Raw genomic sequence first — 17,380 nt, 5'->3', positions numbered from 1 at the left:
GTGTCAGATGAACCTCAAAAAGGCAACTTATTTTGCCTTTTTTATGATATTTTCAATAATGGGGTAGGTGTTGGCCCTGATGTCTTCAAATTGGTCCACATGACGCCATTCCGCTTTTGTAATATCTTCTGCGGTTTGCGGAATTAATTTAGGGACTTTATTCACTCCCATTTCGTACCAGTTTGTTGCTTTCAGGACGAATTCTCCATTTCGCAAAAAATAGGTATGGTAGGATGTGGTAATTTTCTTTCCCAAATAGTTGATTTTAATGCCACATTCCTCTTCAACTTCACGTACAGCTGCTTCCCGCATTTTTTCATTGTCTTCCACTTTGCCCTTAGGAAGGTCCCATTTTCCCAGTCGGTAGATAAAAAGATAATCCCCATCACCGTTTTTAACCAATCCACCGGCTGCTTTGATGAGCTTAATTTTGTTTTTCAAGTTTTGAAATACGGTTTCAAAATCCTTATTGATGTAAAGATACGTTTTTGGAACTTTATCAATTTCAGATTGTTTGAAAAGTTTTTGGAGCTCAATCTCTTGAAAACTAATAGTTTGTGGGTTTTTGATTTTTGATGGAACGAAATCTGCTAAAATTAGCACGGTTTCGTTCATATAAATTTTATAAATTTGCGCCATGAATAATTTAAATGAGGTTGAACAAAAAGTTGCTGAATCCTTATTGCAAATTAAAGCAATAAAATTGCAACCTAAAAGTCCTTTTACATGGGCGTCGGGTTGGAAGTCTCCAATTTACTGTGATAACCGTATCACTTTGTCTCATCCATCGATCCGTACATACATTCGTCAAAAGCTTTCTAAGCTTATTCAGGAAGAGTTTGGATCAGTGGATATGATTTCTGGAGTTGCTACGGCAGGTATTCCACAAGGCGTTTTGGTAGCACAGGATTTGGGACTACCATTTTCTTATGTTAGAAGCTCAGCTAAGGACCATGGTCGTCAGAATTTAATTGAAGGTGAAGTAGTTAGCGGTCAACGTGTAGTTGTAATTGAGGATCTAATTTCGACAGGTAAGAGTAGTTTAGTGGCTGTAAAGGCATTACGTGAGGCTGGCTGCAATGTTGTTGGCTTGGTGTCTATTTTTACTTATGGATTGCAACAAGCTACTGATAATTTTGCCGATGCAAAATGTCCTTATTTCAGTTTATGTAATTATGATGCTTTGATTCAGGTCGCTGCTGAAAATAGTTATGTATTGGAGGAGGATATTGAGATCTTGAAAAAGTGGCGATTGAATCCTGCTACTTGGGGAGAAAATTTTCAATAAAGAAGGATTAATTTATCGTTATGACTACTATTCAGAACAAAACAGAAATCAACAAAAATGTCAGCGAGGTGTATACATTTTTGTCGGATCTCAACAATCATGAACAGTTGATGCCGGAAAATATTTACAATTGGTCTTCGACTACGGACGAAGCTCGATTTACAATACAGAATATGGCAAAGCTAGCACTTAAGGTAGAAGATCGTGTCGAAAATCAAATCATTAAGTTGGTTCCTTTGGAGAAAGCGCCTTTTGAGGTTACTCTTCGTTGGGAATTGCAAGCGATTAGTGATACTGTAACAGAGGCGACTTTTATTATCGATGCTGATCTTAACATGATGATGAAAATGATCGCTGCTGGACCACTTCGAAAATTAGTTGATTTTCAGGTCAACAAATTAAAAGAAGTGTTAGGGTAGGTTGTTTATAACGGATATAAAAAAAAGCTCGATTAGTAATAATCGAGCTTTTTTTTATGCCAATCTTTCATTGACTTTTTTCCAGTTCACAACATTCCACCAATTTTTAATATAATCGGCTCTCTTGTTTTGATAGTGCAGATAATACGCATGCTCCCATACATCAAGACCTAGAATGGGGATACCTTTTACCTCTGCAACATCCATTAAAGGGTTATCCTGGTTTGGAGTAGAGGTAATTTTTAAGTTGCCTGAGTCATCCAAAATCAACCATGCCCATCCTGAACCGAATCGTGAGGTTGCTGCAGCAGCAAATTGTTCTTTGAATTTGTCTAAAGAACCAAATGTCTTATTGATCATCGTCAATAATTTTTCGGAGGGCTGGCTCGGCTTATCGGACAGGCTTTCCCAAAAAAAGTTATGGTTCCAAGCTCCACCAGCGTTATTCCTTGCTTTGGGAGAGTACTTAGATATGTTTGCTAGAAGTTGCTCCTCTGAGGCTTCTTTGATATTTTCAGCAAGAATGGCTTCGTTAACGGCGTTAATATAGGCCATATGGTGCTTTGTATAATGGATTTCCATTGTCAACGCATCAATATTAGGCTCCAAAGCGGCATAACTGAAAGGTAATTTTACTTGGGAAAACTTTAAAGTAGCGGCATTTAATTCAGTAGCTTTCGCGGAAGCAATATCTTGTAATATTGATCCAGATACAGCGATGCCTAGTGTAGCTTTTGCTGCATTTTGAAGGAAGTTTCTGCGTGTTTGCATATAATCTTATTGTGATTAGTTTTAATATAAATATAACGTGAAATTTTACAAATATTGTGCAAGAATTGTCTGTTAATTGTAATACAACAAAATTGTTATAAATTCATCTTTTAAGTCGGCATATATTGTTTTAAATTTTGGTTTATGCTACACATAATTTGCATTCTTTTACGAGCGATTCAAGGCAGTCTTAGGGCAGGGTAGCTAGAGAATTATAATTGTTTATAAAGTCAAATTTAGCTAAGTTTGATTTATGTATACATTAAGGATTTCAAAAATTATCCCCCAACCTAATAATAACATTACTTTTCAGCTTGAATCTATAGCAGGAGACTATCCTTCCTATAAAGCTGGGCAGTTTATTACACTTTCTTTTGTGTTTGGTGATCGTGAGGTACGTCGTTCTTATTCTTTTAATAGTTCGCCTGATAATAATGAGCCCTTAAGTATCACTGTTAAGCGTGTCGAAAATGGGGAAATATCCCGACTGCTCCACCATGCTATTGTGGAGGGGGATATCGTCAATGCAATGGAACCTCAGGGTTTATTTGTATATGAACCTGAACCGGAAAAGGTTCGGACCTTATTTTTGTTTGCTGCAGGAATTGGCATTACACCCTTGTATGCTATTCTGAAAACAGCGCTTCTTGCTGAAAGTAAGTCCAAAATAGTGTTAATTTACAGTAATAGTACGCTGGAGTTAACACCGTTCCGATCGGAATTGCAGCACTGGGCAGATCGATTTCCTGATCGCTTAACTATTGTGTGGATTTACTCCAATAGTAAATACTTAATGAAAGCCAGGCTAAATAGAGATTATATACATGCTATTGTTAACGATCATTTGTTTGGAAATAAGGAAGATGCCTTGTTTTATACTTGCGGCCCTGTGATTTATATGGACCTATGTCGTTTTACACTTTTGGGGATGGGATTTGATTCCAATCAGATAAAACGAGAGACATTTCTATTGCCCGAAAATGAAGAGGATGATGATGATGAGACTGAAAAGGAAGTCGATACAACAACCTATGCCATCGAACTATCTTTTCAAGGTAAAACTTATAATCTAGAGGTTCCCTACAATAAATCTATTTTAGATATAGGGCTAGAGCATAAAATTAAGTTGCCATATTCCTGTAAATCCGGTATGTGTAGTACGTGTATTTCGCAGTGTACAAGGGGGAAAGTAAGAATGGACTATAATGAGGTGTTAACAGATCGCGAAGTTGAACAAGGAAGAATACTTTTGTGCACGGCGCATCCAGTAGAAATGAATACCGCTATTGAAGTACTATAATTGAGCATTGGTATTTAATCCAAAAATATGGTGTGCAGTTATGAGGCGCCAGAAATATTTAAAATTGCATATACAAGTAAATTTATCTAAGTTTGGATATAACCGTCTTATATCTAACTATTATGGGGAAATTACTCTGGAGCCCAACAGAAGAGCAAAAATCTCAATCTGAGATCAATAAGTTTAAACAATATGTTGAGAAGGAGCATGGCTTATTCTTTCCATCCTATCAGGAGCTTTGGGCATGGTCTACGACGGAACTGGCTAGTTTTTGGAAGAGTATAGCCACCTATTTTAATATAAAGTTTCATTCAGACTTTACAACTATTGTTGAGTCGCCAGCAGATCCTACAAGCTTTATCGGAACAAAGTGGTTTGCTGGGGCTACCTTGAATTATGCTGAACACGTATTTCGAAACACAACGGAAAAGCGTCCCGCATTAATTTTTCAATCTGAACAGCAAGCTAAAAGAGAGGTGTCATGGACTGAGTTGGAATCCATGGTTCTCAAACTTCAGGTCTACTTGAAAGAATTAGGTGTACAAAATGGAGATCGCGTAGCTGGCGTATTGATTAATGGCATTGAAGCTGTTGCGTTATTTTTGGCTGCCAATTCCATCGGTGCTGTTTGGTCCTGTTGTTCGCCCGACTTTGGGGAGGCGAGTATTCAGGATCGTTTTGAGCAGATTGAACCCAAAGTGCTCTTCGCAAATTCCAGTTATTACTATAATGGCCGTCTTTTTGAAAAGGCGGAGAGTATTAAACAACTTTCTCTGCGGCTACCATCTTTACTGGCTTGTGTTTTGATTGATGACAATATTTGGGAAGAGATTCTGAAAAAGGATCTTACACAAGCTGAGCTCCAATTTACAGCAATGCCTTTTGATGCTCCAATATGGATTTTGTATTCTTCGGGAACTACTGGCAAGCCCAAAGCCATTACACATGGAGTTGGTGGTATGCTGCTAGAACATATGAAAGCACTTGGACTGCATCAAAATGTGCAAGAGGGGGATCGATTCATGTGGTATTCCACTACCGGATGGATGATGTGGAATTACGCGCTTTCGGCCCTTTTAATGGGAAATACATTGTGTATATATGATGGGGCTACGAATTATCCCGATAAATTGAGTTTATGGAACTTTGCTCGGGAAAGCAAGGTGGATCATTTTGGCGTTGGCGCTGCTTATCTCATCTCCTGTCAGGATCAAGATTTAAAATCCATGGCTTATCAGCCGAAAACAATAGGATCGACAGGTTCACCACTTCCACCAGATGTGTTTGAATGGCTAAATGTACAGTTTCCAAAGAGTCAAATTGTCTCGCTAAGTGGTGGTACAGACGTTTGTAGTGCCTTTCTTTCGGGGTGTGCATTGCTTGATGTTTATGCAGGAGAGATTCAATGTCGCACCCTAGGAGCTAAGATAGAAGCCTTTGATGAGAACGGTCATCATCTTTATGGAGAGGTGGGGGAACTTGTTATTTTAGCTCCCATGCCCTGTATGCCCATCTATTTTTGGAATGATTTAGCGAATAAAAAATACTTTGATAGTTATTTTGATAAATATAGTGGTGTTTGGAGTCATGGTGATTGGATCAAGATTACTGCACATGATGGAATAATTATGTACGGTCGTTCAGATGCAACCCTGAACCGGGGGGGCGTACGTATCGGTACTGCAGAGATCTATAATGTAGTAAATAGAACTGAAGGGGTCTTGGATAGTTTGGTTATTTGTGTGGATCATGAAAATGGATCATCTGATATGTTGCTTTTTGTTCAATTGGACAATGGTTTATTGAATGATGCGTTAAAAGGGGAGATTAAAAGGGAGCTTCGCCAGCAATATAGTCCGCGACATGTGCCTGACGATATTTTTCAGGTAGCGGCTATTCCTTACACGTTAAGCGGTAAAAAGCTGGAGCTGCCTATTAAGAAGATTTTTTCTGGGATGCCCGTAGAAAAAGCGGTGTCAGTAGATATTATGCGGAACAGAGGATCCTTGTTAGACTTTGAAGCGATCAGTAAAATCTGGAGAAGATCTTAAGTATAGTATGCTATAAAAATACCTAATTAGTAAACCCCTCGGATGACGAAGTTTATCGTTTGAGGGGTTTTCTAATTTAATTTTACTCCACTCAGACTTGTATAACACCAACATTATACCGTTCTAGGATAGGCTTTTCGTTGGCAGCTTCAATTCCCATGCTGATGACTTTTCGTGTTTCTTCAGGTGCTATAATTCCATCAACCCACAATCTTGCAGCAGCGTAATACGGACTCAGTTGCTCGTTGTACCGATCTTCGATTGATTTAAGGAGACTGTTTTTTTCTTCTTCATTGATTTCTTGACCTTTGGCCTTTAGGGCTGATTCTTGGATTTGAAACAGTGTCTTGCCTGCAGCGGCACCACTCATGACAGCCATTTGGGCAGTAGGCCAAGCGTAGATTAGTCGTGGGTCATACGCTTTTCCACACATAGCATAGTTTCCTGCGCCATAACTATTTCCAACAATAAAAGTGAACTTTGGGACTACGGAATTGGCCATTGCATTTACCATTTTCGCTCCGTCTTTGATAATCCCCCCTTGTTCTGATCGGCTTCCTACCATAAATCCAGTGACGTCCTGAAAAAACACAAGTGGAATGTTCTGCTGGTTGCAATTCATGATGAAGCGCGCTGCCTTATCTGCTGAATCACTATAGATGACCCCGCCCATCTGCATTTCCATTGCGTTGCCGGGTTTCTTGGCTTTGATAATTTCACGTTGATTGGCAACAATCCCGACAGCCCAGCCGTCTACGCGTGCGAGGGCGCATACAATGGTTTTTCCATAATCGGGTTTGTATTCTTCTAAAGTCTCTGTGTCTACAATTGCATTCAAGATATCCTGCATACGATAAGGTTTTGTCCTGTCTTCGGGAAGAATCTCTACTATTTTACTCGGATCTGTTTTTGGAGGAAGGCTTTTCTTTCTGTTGAAATTAGCTTTTGGATTTCCACCGATTTTATCGATAACATTTTTTATAGCCTCTAAACAACTTTGGTCGTCGGGAAATTTATTGTCTGTCACGCCGGATATCTCCGAATGGGTAGAAGCTCCGCCGAGTGTTTCAGCATCTACGGTTTCACCTATCGCAGATTTGACCAAGTATGGGCCTGCTAAAAAAACAGAGCCTGTTCCTTCGACGATAAAGGCGTAGTCGGACATAATAGGGAGATAAGCGCCACCTGCCACGCAACTTCCCATGATTGCTGCAATTTGAGGTATTCCCATGGAAGACATTCGGGCATTGTTACGGAATATGCGGCCAAAGTGTTCTTTATCGGGAAATATTTCATCCTGCATCGGTAAAAATACGCCTGCAGAATCTACCAAATAAATAATTGGAAGATTGTTTTCCATGGCAATTTCCTGTGCGCGTAGATTTTTCTTGGCAGAAATAGGGAACCAGGCTCCTGCTTTTACGGTTGCATCGTTAGAGACGATGACACATAGTTTGGATTTTACATAGCCCAGTACCGCTGCACAACCTGCATTTATGCATCCACCATGTTCTTTATACATTCCTTCGCCGGCAAACATGCCTATTTCCAGATATTCTCGGTCTGGGTCCAGTAGATATTCTATTCGTTCCCAGGCTGACATTTTGCCCTTTTCTTTCAGTTTTTTTATTTTATCGATGCCACCACCTAGTTTTAAATTTTCTCTTTTTTGGCGAAGTAATGCGAGTAGCTCCTTCATAATTTATAATCTTGGTTTTAAAAAGCTGTTGAATTAAGAATTTCTTATTTTTAGATAAATTTAAAATAAAATTTTAAAATATTTGCAATTTTATTCCTAAATATTTTGATATATTTGAATTGAATTACCGATTGTAAATTTAATATTCATGCTTATGTTTATTGAAAATAAACAACAAATGGATATGATCAGACAAAGTGCACGAGATTTTGCACAGTATCATATCAAACCTTATGTGATGGAATGGGACGAAGCCCAAATATTTCCAATAGAAGTTTTTAAAAAGTTAGGCGAACACGGTTTCATGGGTGTGATCGTTCCAGAAGAATATGGTGGATCGGGACTCGGATACCAGGAGTATATTACTGTTTTGGATGAGATTTCCAAGGTGTGTGGCTCAATTGGACTTTCCGTAGCAGCGCATAATTCGTTATGTACAAATCATATATTAAGCTTTGCTAGTGAAGAACAGAAGAAACGTTATCTTCCAAAGTTGGCGACAGCTGAATGGATCGGTGCCTGGGGACTTACAGAGACAGGTTCTGGTTCGGACGCTGGTGGAATGACGACATTTGCTGAGAGAGATGGTGATCACTACGTGTTAAATGGTTCTAAAAATTTTATCACGCATGCCATCAGTTCTAGTGTTGCTGTCGTTATTGCGCGGACGGGGGCTAAGGGAGATAAAAAAGGGATGTCAGCTTTTATTGTTGAGAAAGGTACACCTGGATTTACCGCAGGAAAGAAAGAAAATAAATTGGGGATGCGCGCCTCAGAAACTGCCTGTCTGTTTTTTGATAATTGTCGGATTCATCGGGATCAACTCATCGGTGAAGAAGGGCAGGGGTTTGTGCAGGCCTTAAAATTATTGGATGGCGGACGTATTTCTATTGCGGCACTTTCTTTGGGTATTGCACGCGGAGCTTACGAGTGCGCGTTGAAATATGCGCACGAGCGTGAGCAGTTTGGGAAAAAGATTTACGAATTTCAGGCGGTTTCTTTTGCACTTGCAGATATGGCTACACAGGTGGAAGCCAGTGAACTGTTGACGAGGCAGGCAGGCTATTTAAAGGATCATGGAGATCGTGTTTCTAAAATTGGTGCGATGGCTAAACTTTATGCGTCAGAGGCTGCCGTTAGTGTCTCGAATGAATCTGTACAAATCTTTGGCGGTTATGGATTTACAAAGGACTATCCTGCCGAGAAGTTTTTTAGAGATGCCAAGTTATGTACAATAGGTGAAGGGACTTCAAGCATTCAGAAAATGGTGATCGCTAGAGAGATTGAGAAAGATATTTTATAGCATATTATGAGGGAGCAAGTTGTATTGGTTGATTGCCCAAGAGACGCTGTTCAAGGGCTTCATAACTTTATTGAGACAGATAAGAAAATTAAACATATCAATACGTTAATCGAAAGTGGGCTGTTTGATGTTATTGATTTTGGATCTTTCGTTTCGCCGAAAGCAGTTCCGCAGTTGGTGGATACAAAAGCAGTATTGGAAGGAATCAGAACGAATGAGAAAGTGAAGTTATTGGCGATTGTTGCCAATCTTCGGGGTGCGCAGGAGGCAGTTCTAGAGGAAAAAATCGACTTTTTAGGGTATCCATTTTCAATATCGGAAACATTTCAACTTCGAAATACCAATATGGGCTTGGCGGCTTCTTATCAGCAGGTAAAAGAAATGAAAGCTTTGGTCGACTCACAGCATAAATCTCTGGTCGTATATATTAGCATGGCTTTTGGAAACCCATATAGTGACCCTTGGTCCCCACTTTTGGTAGAAGAGTGGATTGGAAAATTATGCGATCTTGGCATTCGGGAATTTTCTTTGGCAGACACAACTTCAGAAGCCGATGCAAATCAGATTTCAGAATTATTTAGTTTTGTTAAAACTCGTTTTCCAACACTGGAAGTAGGTGCACATTTTCATGCAAGGCGAGAGGAAAGTCTTGCAAAGGTTGAAGCAGCTTACCTCGCAGGTTGCCGTAAATTTGAAGGCGCATTGCTCGGTTATGGCGGCTGTCCATTTGCAAAAGATGATTTGGTCGGTAATATACCTTCAGAGCTGTTGTTGCATTATTTTGGACGAGGAACTGATGCTGAAATAATCGGATTGGAGCATAGCTTCAGACAAATGATTTTGTAGATGGAAAAACTGAATTTTATTAAAGTGCACGTTGAGGGGCATGTGTTCAACTTGACCTTAGCCCGTTCGGATAAAAGAAATGCTTTTAGTCCGACAATGGTGAGCGAAATAGCCTATGCATTGAATTTGGCGAATAGCAATCCTGATGTTCGTTTAGTACAAATAGAGGCTGAGGGTCCCGTGTTCTGTGCTGGTATGGATCTTAAAGCTTTTGAGGACCCTACATTAGATATTGGAAATTCGGCAATTCCCAAGGTTGAAAAGTCACTGGCAGAAATATTTGCCTGTTTAGATAAGCCTTCAATCTGTGTTGTTCGGGGAGATGTTATTGCAGGTGGTTTTTTGATAGCATTATCCTGTACGTATTTGTTTGCTCTCCCACATGTACGTTTTTCTTTGCCTGAAGTGAAAATTGGACTTTTTCCATTTCAGGTGTTGGCGTTGCTTACAGAATATATGCCTGAACGAAAAGCGATGGATCTCTGTATCAGCGGTCGGTCTTTTTCTGCTGAGGAGGCTTTGGAAAAAGAAATCTTGTATGGCATGCTGGATGCTGAAGAAACAGTATTAATTGAATTGAAAAGGACGATTCTGGAAAATGCTCCCTTGGCTATATCACGGGGTTTTGTAGCACTGCGAAAATTAAAAGAGCAAGATTATGATGATAAGTATAACTTTCTATTGGAGAGCTTGGCAGATTTACGTAAAACCAATGATTTCAAAGAGGGAATGGATGCAATGCGAAATAAAAGAAAAGCCAACTGGCAAAATAGCTAATTAAAATGATCGAAAACTAGGTCTGCTTGTCAGCGGCGAGAATTCCCAGGGAATGGAGCTAAGAGCGATCAGGAGAGCTAGTCCAAACCAGATTAATAATATTTTAAAACGTCGATCGTTTGTATCGGCGTTTTTGCTTTTAAGGGCACCTAATGTTAAGCAGATTGCGGCAATAATCATCATGCTACTGTGCTCCATGCCGAAGAAGCGAATTTGCCTGAGGTGAACTGCTTCGTCAAAATGTTGCAGGAAGTATTGTGTGATGGGGCTCAGTACATAGAGGCTAAAACCTAAAACTAGCTGAATATAAAAAGAAATAACCGTAGTTTTTACAAGAAATTGATCGGTAGGGGAGAATGGAAGTTCCTTTTTTCTTTTGTAAAAAAAATTCACGAGACTAATCGTTAGTACAATCAGTACCTCCCATCTCCATAAAGAATGCATCGCTAGAATGAAAGGATAAATGTAATTCATCATACAGACAAAGATGGTAATAAAATAGATTTAATGCTATTTTAAGCAATATCATCGCATAAAATAGACGGCGGTTTTTCATCAGTTGACTAATCTGTTGTTCAAGGTATGTCATATTTATGTGTATTTATTGTTTATATAAATTTTTTATTATTTTGATTATTAGATTGTTTTGTATATTGTTTAACTCTTGGTTAATACTACTGCTGCGTGTAATTTGTTGTTTATCGTTCAGGTGCAGAATAACAATTAACTGGTTCAAATAGACAGCTCAAATGATTGCAAGAACAAAGGTGTTTCCTATTGAACAATCAATACTGCTCTTGTGTGTTTTATTTTTGGCTGTTTTTAGCCACTCTGAGGTGCTGTTTGTCATTCTCAAGGGGTTTGTATGGTTTTAATTTATTTCGGCTTAGAATGCGGTTATTTTACTTTTGGCGGATAGTTTTAATTTGTTCAGTTTTTTAACACCGATAATACGTATCGCCAAAGTTACGTTTTGTTTATTGCGAATTTCATAATGTATCTTAATAACAATTTATTTGTCAAGTTATTATGTTTGTTACATGAATTAAGTATTTATGTTGACCTATGTCCGATTTGCGCTGTTAAATTAAGGCAATGCCTGAGCGTAAGCAAAGCTCTGCCTGTGTTTTTTTTAAAATATTTTTGGAATTATATAAAATTCGTTTCTATATTAGTGTATTAATTAAATAATACAGCAGTATGGTTACTATCCAAAATCTAAATTTCAGCTATAGTAAATCAAGGCCACTCTTTCTTCATATGGATCTTGAATTGAAGCAGGGGCATATCTATGGCTTGTTGGGGAAGAATGGTGCTGGCAAATCAACTTTGCTTAAGAATATTGCCGGTTTGGTATATCCTGTTTCGGGACGAGTTGATGTGCTGGGGCATAACCCTAATCGAAGGGAACCCTCCTTGTTAAGGGAGATTAGTTTTATTCCGGAAGAGTTTTATCTCCCTGCCGTAAAATCAGAACAGTTTCTGAAAGCTAATGCAGGGTTCTACCCCAACTTCGATCAGGTATATTTTGATCAGCTTATCCGTGAGTTCGATATTCCCATTGAGCAAAAATTAGCAAACATGAGTTATGGACAGAAAAAGAAATATATTATTTCTTTCGGTTTAGCGTCTAAAACAAAAGTGATCATCATGGATGAGCCAACGAATGGTTTGGATATTCCTTCTAAGGTTCAGTTTCGAAAGATCATGGCTTCTGCCATTACTGACGATCGATGTGTGATTATCTCCACACATCAGGTGCGTGATCTGGATAATCTTATTGATGCTGTTATTTTACTTGATGATCATAAGGTCGCACTCAACGCTCCGATGTATGTGATTACTGATCGTTTATGCTTTAAAAAAGTAAGAGAGTTGCCTTTGGATACACTCTATTCCGAAGAAGGAGTGGGCGGTTTTAATGTTATTCTCCCAAACTCGGCGGTAGAAGATTCGAAACTGGATTTGGAGTTGCTATTTAATGCAGTGTTACAGTGCAAGGAAAAAATTACGGACCTTATTAAACATGATGAATATGTCAAATCTATTTAATGCTACGCGTTTTTTTGCACTGATTCGAAGACAATGGATTGGTTTTGGGCGAATTTATCTGATGTCAATAGGGATTATTGCTGGGGTAATTTTTGGTTTTTATGCAGTTAATTTGGGATCAAATTATGATGATATCAAAAAGAATACTGTTTATTCGTTGCTAAATTTCAGAGCACCGTTGTTTTGTATCTTGGGACTCTTTTTTGTAACGGTTGTCTCGAGCAGTTATTTTGCTGATTTAGGGAAGAAGACTCGGGCGATTTTTGAGCTGATGATTCCAGCTTCACAATTGGAAAAGTTTCTGGTCAGCTTATTCTATACGGTTGTCGTGAGTATTGGTTCATACTTATTGGTCTTTTATTTGATCGATTTGGCATTTGTTTCTTATTTGAGGAGCGTTGGTTCTGTGGTTGTAAATGAAGTACAGCCATCAGGAGAGGCGGTCAGTGTGGATCTATGGCAGTACTTTTTCAAGGTTCAATACCCCGAACCGGCTTATTATTTTTGTTTTGTACCAATTCTTCTGAATGCAATTTTCTTACTTGGTGGGATCGTCTACCAAAACTATCAATATGTAAAGACGGCTATTTTTCTTGTGCTTTACTGTGTTGTTTGGATGTGTCTTTTTGTTTACTTAATGAAAACCCAGACTCAGGATACCGTAGGTACAATGGATAATAACTATTGGTCTGATTCAAATCATATTTTTGCATTGATCGGCGCTGTAGGAGTGTTGCTTACCATAATGATTTGGGCGGTTGCTTTTTTAAGGTTAAAAGAAAAGGAGATTTAATATGGAGTTCAATGCAAATAAAGCCATTTACCTTCAGATTGCTGAGTACGTATGTGATCATATTTTACTAGCGACCTGGAAAGTGGATGAAAAACTCCCCTCAGTAAGGGAATTGGCAGTTCAGATGGAGGTTAATCCCAATACTGTAATGCGGACCTACGATATGTTGCAGCAGAAAGAAATTATAGCCAATAAGCGCGGGATTGGTTTTTTTCTGACACAAGAATCGGTGAAGAATGTGAAGTTATATAGAAAGGCAATTTTTCTAGAAGAAGATCTTCCCTTGTTTTTTCGTAATATTTATTTATTGGAAATCGGTTTGGATGAGTTAGAACAACGTTATAGACGGTTTGTAAGTCAGAATTTTAATCAAAATGAGTCATGAAATTAAGTACAAAAATAATAATGGGATTAGCAATAGGCTTATTCGCGGTTCCGATGCTTGTCGCATCCTACCTTGTTCGTATAAATCGGGTTGATGCGAAAGAATATAATGCTGATGTTGAGCAGGAGGTATCTAAGCCAGATGCAAAGGATGTTTATTACCGGTCGTTTCCCTTGGTAGCTTTCGATAAGCTTTATATTGTAGGTACCAATGCAAGTGGTATAGGGTTGTATTGGGTGAAAAGTGATAAGTTTATGGTTAAAGTTAATAAAAGTCAAGCCGACTTTGTGAAAACGAATGTCGATCAATCTGGCAATCTTACCTTAGATCTTTTATCAGGAGGAGAGGGGTTTTATAAGTCAATTTATATTTTTTCACCTGATCTTAAGGTTTTAAAATTAAAAAATACGGGTATTAACGAGTTATCTGCCAAGTTGAACGAGTTGACTGTTGTGGGTGATAGCGTTGAGGTATTTTCCCTTGCGGAGAAATCCGTTATAAATACGTTGAACCTGAACCTGACAAACTCCACTATTGACGATCTTGGCGGGACGGACAGTAAGGGGAATTCTCTTGTCGGTCGTTTATTTGTTAACACAACGAATAGTGTTTTGGGGCTTCCGCGTACGAATTATCAAAGTGCAGATATTGTGGCAAACAATTCAGAAGTATATTTCAATAGGAAAGGACCTGAAGCCAAAGTTGGTCTTCTGAATATCAAAACTGAAGGCAAATCATCTGTCCGTTTAGATAGTTTGCAATGGGGAACATTGAACGGAAATCTATCCAATGACACTAAAATAGATTTGCCTGTCCATGCATTACGATCATTGATTAAGTAGGGTTTAATTGGTGGATGTTGCGGTCGATCGTTAATAATAGAGATCGGTATTTTCTGAAAAGGTCAAAATTCCATAGCGGAATTTTGACTTTTTCTTTAAAGGGATGATGTAGATTTTCGGTGTTCGATACTGCAGTCCAAAAAATACGTCTCGAATTCGAAATAATTCTTTTTGTTTTTTTTCTTTAACATCTGCAAGAGGAGCTCCACTGATTTTTCTGCCATTAGCTGTGTTGGTTGGGTGATTGTTGTTAGAGATGGATTGAGACTGTTGGCAAAAGGGGTGTTGCTAAAGCCAATTAAGTTCATGTCATCAGGAATTTTCACCTTCAATTTATTTAATATGTGTAAAACTTTTAGTGATAAGGTGTCTGTCGTTGAGAGGAGTGCATTTGGAGCAAAGGGCCTATTTAATAGCGTACTTATTTTGCTTTCCAGTTCGTCATCGATATTGTCCTTGGGGCTGGAATAGGATATTTCTATAATATTTTCTTCTTTGAAGGGTACGCCGGCGTTGAAGAGTGCATCTTTATATCCTTTTATACGGCTTACATTTCCGCCAATATCTTTACATAGTAAAAGAATGATATTTTCTCTTCTGTTTTTGATCATTTCTTCTGTTGCCTGGTAGATGACCTTGTTGTTTTGGATTCCGATTTTGAATGTATCGAGCTGATGGTTTATTCGGTCGAAAATAATAACAGGACAAACCTGTTCCATCATATAAAACAAAAGCGATAAGCTTGAATCATTTTTTACAGGGGAAATGATTACTCCTTCGATATTACTCTGTACACAAAGTTCTAGCGCTTCTTTTTCTTTTTTCTCGTCGTTAAAAGTCTGCAATAGGATCAGTTTATAATTCGTCTGCGATAGAATGTGCGAGATATCTTCGTAGAAATCAAAGAAAAATGAGCTTGAGATAAATGGAACAATGATTGCTAAGGTGTTTGAGCGCCCCGTTTTTAAGCTTTTTGCGGAGAAATTTGGTATATAATTGATTTTCTGCGTAAAATCTAAAATTAGCTTTTTTGTTTCTGCGCTTATTTCATGACTATCGTTTAGTGCTTTGGAAATGGTTCCTGGAGATAGGTTTAACTGTTGGCCAATCTCTTTTAATGTAAATCTCTTCATATGCTCGATCCTCTTTCATTGATTACAAATGTTCTAGCGTTAATACGATGGTAAGATAGCACTAGAGTTATTCTTGAATTATCGGTTACTATTTTTAATGTATTGAGCCCGTAAATTCTTGAAATTATAAAGATAAGATAAAAAACATGTTTTCAAATGGAGATCAAGAAAAGCGTTGTTAATGAGAATTGATGAGATGTTGTTTGTATTCGGGCGAAAAGTGTCGAAAAGTTTGTTAAAAGAGGAGGTTGTTATTTGGGGCCGCCGAAAAGTTTACTGATGAGCCAAAGGACAAGGGCGACTATAACAACCACGATGAGGATGGCTGTCCAAACACCAGCCTTAAATATCCCTTCTATTACGGAGCAGCTTGTAATAAGGAAAAAAGAGGATGACATTATTATGTATGTTAATTGCCTTTTCATTATTTAAATTTTTGTCTGTATAAATAGAGACAACTGATAATGAAAATAGTTTTGTGAGAACAGCGCAATATAAGATCCTCGGTAACTATAGGCTGAATAGGATTGCACATAGGTTTTGTCGTAGCTTTTCGGTTTTGCCGGTAATTTTTGCAGAACAAAAAGGAGTTTCTGCGAGTGTTAAACAAGAAAAGCTAATCTTGCGATTAGCTTTTCTTTAGTGATCCCGCTGGGATTCGAACCCAGGACCCATACATTAAAAGTGTATTGCTCTACCAGCTGAGCTACGGAATCCTTTCTGTTTTTGAAAGTGATGCAAAGGTAGAATTTCTTTTGATATATGCCAAATTATTGCGTGCAAATTTTGACGAAAAGGCCTTAACTGCTTAATAAATAAACGGATTATTTTTTATCGCGCTTTTTTTGCATGGATTATTCGGTCTGCTCCATTGATATCTTTTATGAGTTTGACCTGCTCAAATCCTTTTTTGACCATAAGTTCTTTCATTTCTGCACCGAGATATTGATTGATTTCAAAATATAGATCTCCATCTGGGGTTAAATGTTTAAGTGCAAAGGATGAAATAACATCATAAAAAATCAGCGGAGCGCTTTCTTCAATGAATAATGCGAGCTCAGGTTCATAAGCCAATACGTTTTGGTTCATATGCTGCTTTTCTCCCGGGGTTATATAGGGCGGATTGGATACAATGATATTGTATTGTTGGTCGGAGAAAATGTATTCCCATTCAAATATATCCGCATTGATAAATTGAACCTGAGTTTTTAAATTCTTAGCATTTTCTTGTGCTGTTTTTATCGCTTCTTTTGAGATGTCTATCGTTGTTACCAGGGCATTATTGAGATGCTTTGATAAGGTGATAGGGATGCAGCCAGAGCCAGTTCCGATATCTATAATTTTTAGGTTTTGAGAAGATTTGTGGTTTTTGATGATCAGATCGACAAGTTCTTCAGTTTCCTGGCGTGGAATGAGGACCGATTCATTGACCTGGAAAATTTCGCCATAAAAATCTGCTTTATTGAGTATGTACTGTATAGGTCTGTGCTTTTTTAAATCCTGAAGGATGCTAAGTACTTCAGCCTTATCCGCCTCGTTGACGATATCTGTTTTTCTCAATTGATAATTGGTTCTATTTAACCCAAACTTTTCGGCAACAACCACTAAGAATAGTGCTTTTATTTCATCCTCATCATATAACTCCTGAAGCTCATGTTGAAATAATAATTCGAAATCTTGAAGTATTTTCATGTGTCAAAGGTACGATTTTCATAGATTTG

17 protein-coding genes and 1 tRNA gene are annotated in these 17,380 nt (G+C 38.2%); 11 read left to right on the top strand and 7 right to left on the bottom strand.

Annotated features, from left to right (window positions below):
• Positions 1 to 27: 27 nt before the first annotated feature.
• On the bottom strand, positions 28 to 615 hold the full coding sequence (locus GVK91_RS20180; protein WP_227550340.1) for an NUDIX domain-containing protein: 588 nt from the start codon (positions 613 to 615) through the stop codon (positions 28 to 30).
• A 22-nt stretch (positions 616 to 637) separates the two neighbouring features.
• On the opposite strand from GVK91_RS20180, the gene pyrE reads away from it, so the two are divergent.
• Together pyrE and GVK91_RS20170 are read left to right on the top strand one after the other, a co-directional pair.
• Positions 638 to 1,288, top strand: a complete 651-nt coding sequence (pyrE, locus tag GVK91_RS20175) for an orotate phosphoribosyltransferase (RefSeq protein ID WP_159731055.1) — start codon at positions 638 to 640, stop codon at positions 1,286 to 1,288.
• 20 nt (positions 1,289 to 1,308) lie between these two features.
• Positions 1,309 to 1,707: an SRPBCC family protein gene (locus GVK91_RS20170; RefSeq protein ID WP_159731053.1), complete on the top strand. Its 399-nt coding sequence runs from the start codon at positions 1,309 to 1,311 to the stop codon at positions 1,705 to 1,707.
• Between the two features lie 54 nt (positions 1,708 to 1,761).
• Here the strand turns inward: GVK91_RS20170 and GVK91_RS20165 are convergent, their stop codons facing one another.
• Positions 1,762 to 2,478 (bottom strand): superoxide dismutase, encoded by a 717-nt coding sequence (locus tag GVK91_RS20165; protein WP_159731051.1) that lies wholly within the window; start codon positions 2,476 to 2,478, stop codon positions 1,762 to 1,764.
• A 253-nt stretch (positions 2,479 to 2,731) separates the two neighbouring features.
• Between GVK91_RS20165 and GVK91_RS20160 the strand changes: the two genes are divergently transcribed.
• Positions 2,732 to 3,778, top strand: a complete 1,047-nt coding sequence (locus GVK91_RS20160) for a ferredoxin--NADP reductase (RefSeq protein ID WP_159731049.1) — start codon at positions 2,732 to 2,734, stop codon at positions 3,776 to 3,778.
• A gap of 122 nt (positions 3,779 to 3,900) precedes the next feature.
• Entirely contained in the window at positions 3,901 to 5,829 is a 1,929-nt protein-coding gene (locus tag GVK91_RS20155) for an acetoacetate--CoA ligase (RefSeq protein WP_159731047.1), read from the top strand.
• Positions 5,830 to 5,920: 91 nt separating this feature from the next.
• Here GVK91_RS20155 and GVK91_RS20150 read toward each other — a convergent pair whose 3' ends face one another.
• Complete coding sequence (locus GVK91_RS20150; protein WP_153848257.1) at positions 5,921 to 7,528, bottom strand: acyl-CoA carboxylase subunit beta; 1,608 nt, start codon at positions 7,526 to 7,528, stop codon at positions 5,921 to 5,923.
• A gap of 154 nt (positions 7,529 to 7,682) precedes the next feature.
• On the opposite strand from GVK91_RS20150, the gene GVK91_RS20145 reads away from it, so the two are divergent.
• From GVK91_RS20145 to GVK91_RS20135, 3 genes are read left to right on the top strand one after another with little or no spacing between them, the layout of a single operon-like run.
• Positions 7,683 to 8,831, top strand: coding sequence for an acyl-CoA dehydrogenase family protein (locus GVK91_RS20145; RefSeq protein ID WP_070567729.1), 1,149 nt, complete (start codon positions 7,683 to 7,685; stop codon positions 8,829 to 8,831).
• A gap of 6 nt (positions 8,832 to 8,837) precedes the next feature.
• Positions 8,838 to 9,677, top strand: coding sequence for a hydroxymethylglutaryl-CoA lyase (locus GVK91_RS20140; protein ID WP_159731045.1), 840 nt, complete (start codon positions 8,838 to 8,840; stop codon positions 9,675 to 9,677).
• A complete protein-coding gene (locus GVK91_RS20135; protein ID WP_159731043.1) occupies positions 9,678 to 10,454 on the top strand; it encodes an enoyl-CoA hydratase/isomerase family protein in 777 nt (258 codons plus the stop codon).
• On the opposite strand, the gene GVK91_RS20130 is transcribed toward GVK91_RS20135, so the two are convergent.
• Positions 10,455 to 10,931: a hypothetical protein gene (locus tag GVK91_RS20130; protein WP_159731041.1), complete on the bottom strand. Its 477-nt coding sequence runs from the start codon at positions 10,929 to 10,931 to the stop codon at positions 10,455 to 10,457.
• 723 nt (positions 10,932 to 11,654) lie between these two features.
• Here GVK91_RS20130 and GVK91_RS20125 point away from each other — a divergent pair.
• Genes GVK91_RS20125 through GVK91_RS20110 form a run of 4 tightly spaced genes read left to right on the top strand, consistent with a single transcriptional unit; the run spans position 11,655 to position 14,526 of the window.
• Positions 11,655 to 12,506, top strand: coding sequence for an ATP-binding cassette domain-containing protein (locus GVK91_RS20125; protein ID WP_153848261.1), 852 nt, complete (start codon positions 11,655 to 11,657; stop codon positions 12,504 to 12,506).
• A complete protein-coding gene (locus GVK91_RS20120) occupies positions 12,490 to 13,299 on the top strand; it encodes a hypothetical protein (RefSeq protein WP_153848262.1) in 810 nt (269 codons plus the stop codon). Before GVK91_RS20125 ends, GVK91_RS20120 begins: the two co-directional genes overlap by 17 nt.
• Position 13,300: 1 nt before the next feature.
• Positions 13,301 to 13,684 (top strand): GntR family transcriptional regulator, encoded by a 384-nt coding sequence (locus GVK91_RS20115; protein ID WP_070567719.1) that lies wholly within the window; start codon positions 13,301 to 13,303, stop codon positions 13,682 to 13,684.
• Complete coding sequence (locus tag GVK91_RS20110; RefSeq protein WP_159731039.1) at positions 13,681 to 14,526, top strand: hypothetical protein; 846 nt, start codon at positions 13,681 to 13,683, stop codon at positions 14,524 to 14,526. Before GVK91_RS20115 ends, GVK91_RS20110 begins: the two co-directional genes overlap by 4 nt.
• A 95-nt stretch (positions 14,527 to 14,621) precedes the next feature.
• Here GVK91_RS20110 and GVK91_RS20105 read toward each other — a convergent pair whose 3' ends face one another.
• The 3 genes from GVK91_RS20105 to prmC form a co-directional block, all read right to left on the bottom strand.
• Positions 14,622 to 15,659, bottom strand: a complete 1,038-nt coding sequence (locus GVK91_RS20105) for a LacI family DNA-binding transcriptional regulator (RefSeq protein WP_153848264.1) — start codon at positions 15,657 to 15,659, stop codon at positions 14,622 to 14,624.
• 643 nt (positions 15,660 to 16,302) lie between these two features.
• Positions 16,303 to 16,375, bottom strand: a tRNA-Lys gene (locus GVK91_RS20100).
• Between the two features lie 115 nt (positions 16,376 to 16,490).
• Positions 16,491 to 17,351 (bottom strand): peptide chain release factor N(5)-glutamine methyltransferase, encoded by an 861-nt coding sequence (gene prmC / locus GVK91_RS20095; RefSeq protein ID WP_159731037.1) that lies wholly within the window; start codon positions 17,349 to 17,351, stop codon positions 16,491 to 16,493.
• Positions 17,352 to 17,380 lie beyond the last annotated feature (29 nt).

The organism is Sphingobacterium sp. 18053, assembly GCF_902706145.1.
Classification (GTDB): Bacteria; Bacteroidota; Bacteroidia; order Sphingobacteriales; family Sphingobacteriaceae; genus Sphingobacterium; species Sphingobacterium paramultivorum.
This window is presented reverse-complemented; position numbering and strand designations above follow the sequence as displayed.

What these genes read in the sequence shown, in the direction of transcription:
- GVK91_RS20180 (WP_227550340.1), bottom strand. Translation starts at nt 615, where the DNA reads ATGAACGAAACCGTGCTAATTTTAGCAGATTTCGTTCCATCAAAAATC.
- pyrE (WP_159731055.1), top strand. Translation starts at nt 638, where the DNA reads ATGAATAATTTAAATGAGGTTGAACAAAAAGTTGCTGAATCCTTATTG.
- GVK91_RS20170 (WP_159731053.1), top strand. Translation starts at nt 1,309, where the DNA reads ATGACTACTATTCAGAACAAAACAGAAATCAACAAAAATGTCAGCGAG.
- GVK91_RS20165 (WP_159731051.1), bottom strand. Translation starts at nt 2,478, where the DNA reads ATGCAAACACGCAGAAACTTCCTTCAAAATGCAGCAAAAGCTACACTA.
- GVK91_RS20160 (WP_159731049.1), top strand. Translation starts at nt 2,732, where the DNA reads ATGTATACATTAAGGATTTCAAAAATTATCCCCCAACCTAATAATAAC.
- GVK91_RS20155 (WP_159731047.1), top strand. Translation starts at nt 3,901, where the DNA reads ATGGGGAAATTACTCTGGAGCCCAACAGAAGAGCAAAAATCTCAATCT.
- GVK91_RS20150 (WP_153848257.1), bottom strand. Translation starts at nt 7,528, where the DNA reads ATGAAGGAGCTACTCGCATTACTTCGCCAAAAAAGAGAAAATTTAAAA.
- GVK91_RS20145 (WP_070567729.1), top strand. Translation starts at nt 7,683, where the DNA reads ATGTTTATTGAAAATAAACAACAAATGGATATGATCAGACAAAGTGCA.
- GVK91_RS20140 (WP_159731045.1), top strand. Translation starts at nt 8,838, where the DNA reads ATGAGGGAGCAAGTTGTATTGGTTGATTGCCCAAGAGACGCTGTTCAA.
- GVK91_RS20135 (WP_159731043.1), top strand. Translation starts at nt 9,678, where the DNA reads ATGGAAAAACTGAATTTTATTAAAGTGCACGTTGAGGGGCATGTGTTC.
- GVK91_RS20130 (WP_159731041.1), bottom strand. Translation starts at nt 10,931, where the DNA reads ATGATGAATTACATTTATCCTTTCATTCTAGCGATGCATTCTTTATGG.
- GVK91_RS20125 (WP_153848261.1), top strand. Translation starts at nt 11,655, where the DNA reads ATGGTTACTATCCAAAATCTAAATTTCAGCTATAGTAAATCAAGGCCA.
- GVK91_RS20120 (WP_153848262.1), top strand. Translation starts at nt 12,490, where the DNA reads ATGTCAAATCTATTTAATGCTACGCGTTTTTTTGCACTGATTCGAAGA.
- GVK91_RS20115 (WP_070567719.1), top strand. Translation starts at nt 13,301, where the DNA reads ATGGAGTTCAATGCAAATAAAGCCATTTACCTTCAGATTGCTGAGTAC.
- GVK91_RS20110 (WP_159731039.1), top strand. Translation starts at nt 13,681, where the DNA reads ATGAAATTAAGTACAAAAATAATAATGGGATTAGCAATAGGCTTATTC.
- GVK91_RS20105 (WP_153848264.1), bottom strand. Translation starts at nt 15,659, where the DNA reads ATGAAGAGATTTACATTAAAAGAGATTGGCCAACAGTTAAACCTATCT.
- prmC (WP_159731037.1), bottom strand. Translation starts at nt 17,351, where the DNA reads ATGAAAATACTTCAAGATTTCGAATTATTATTTCAACATGAGCTTCAG.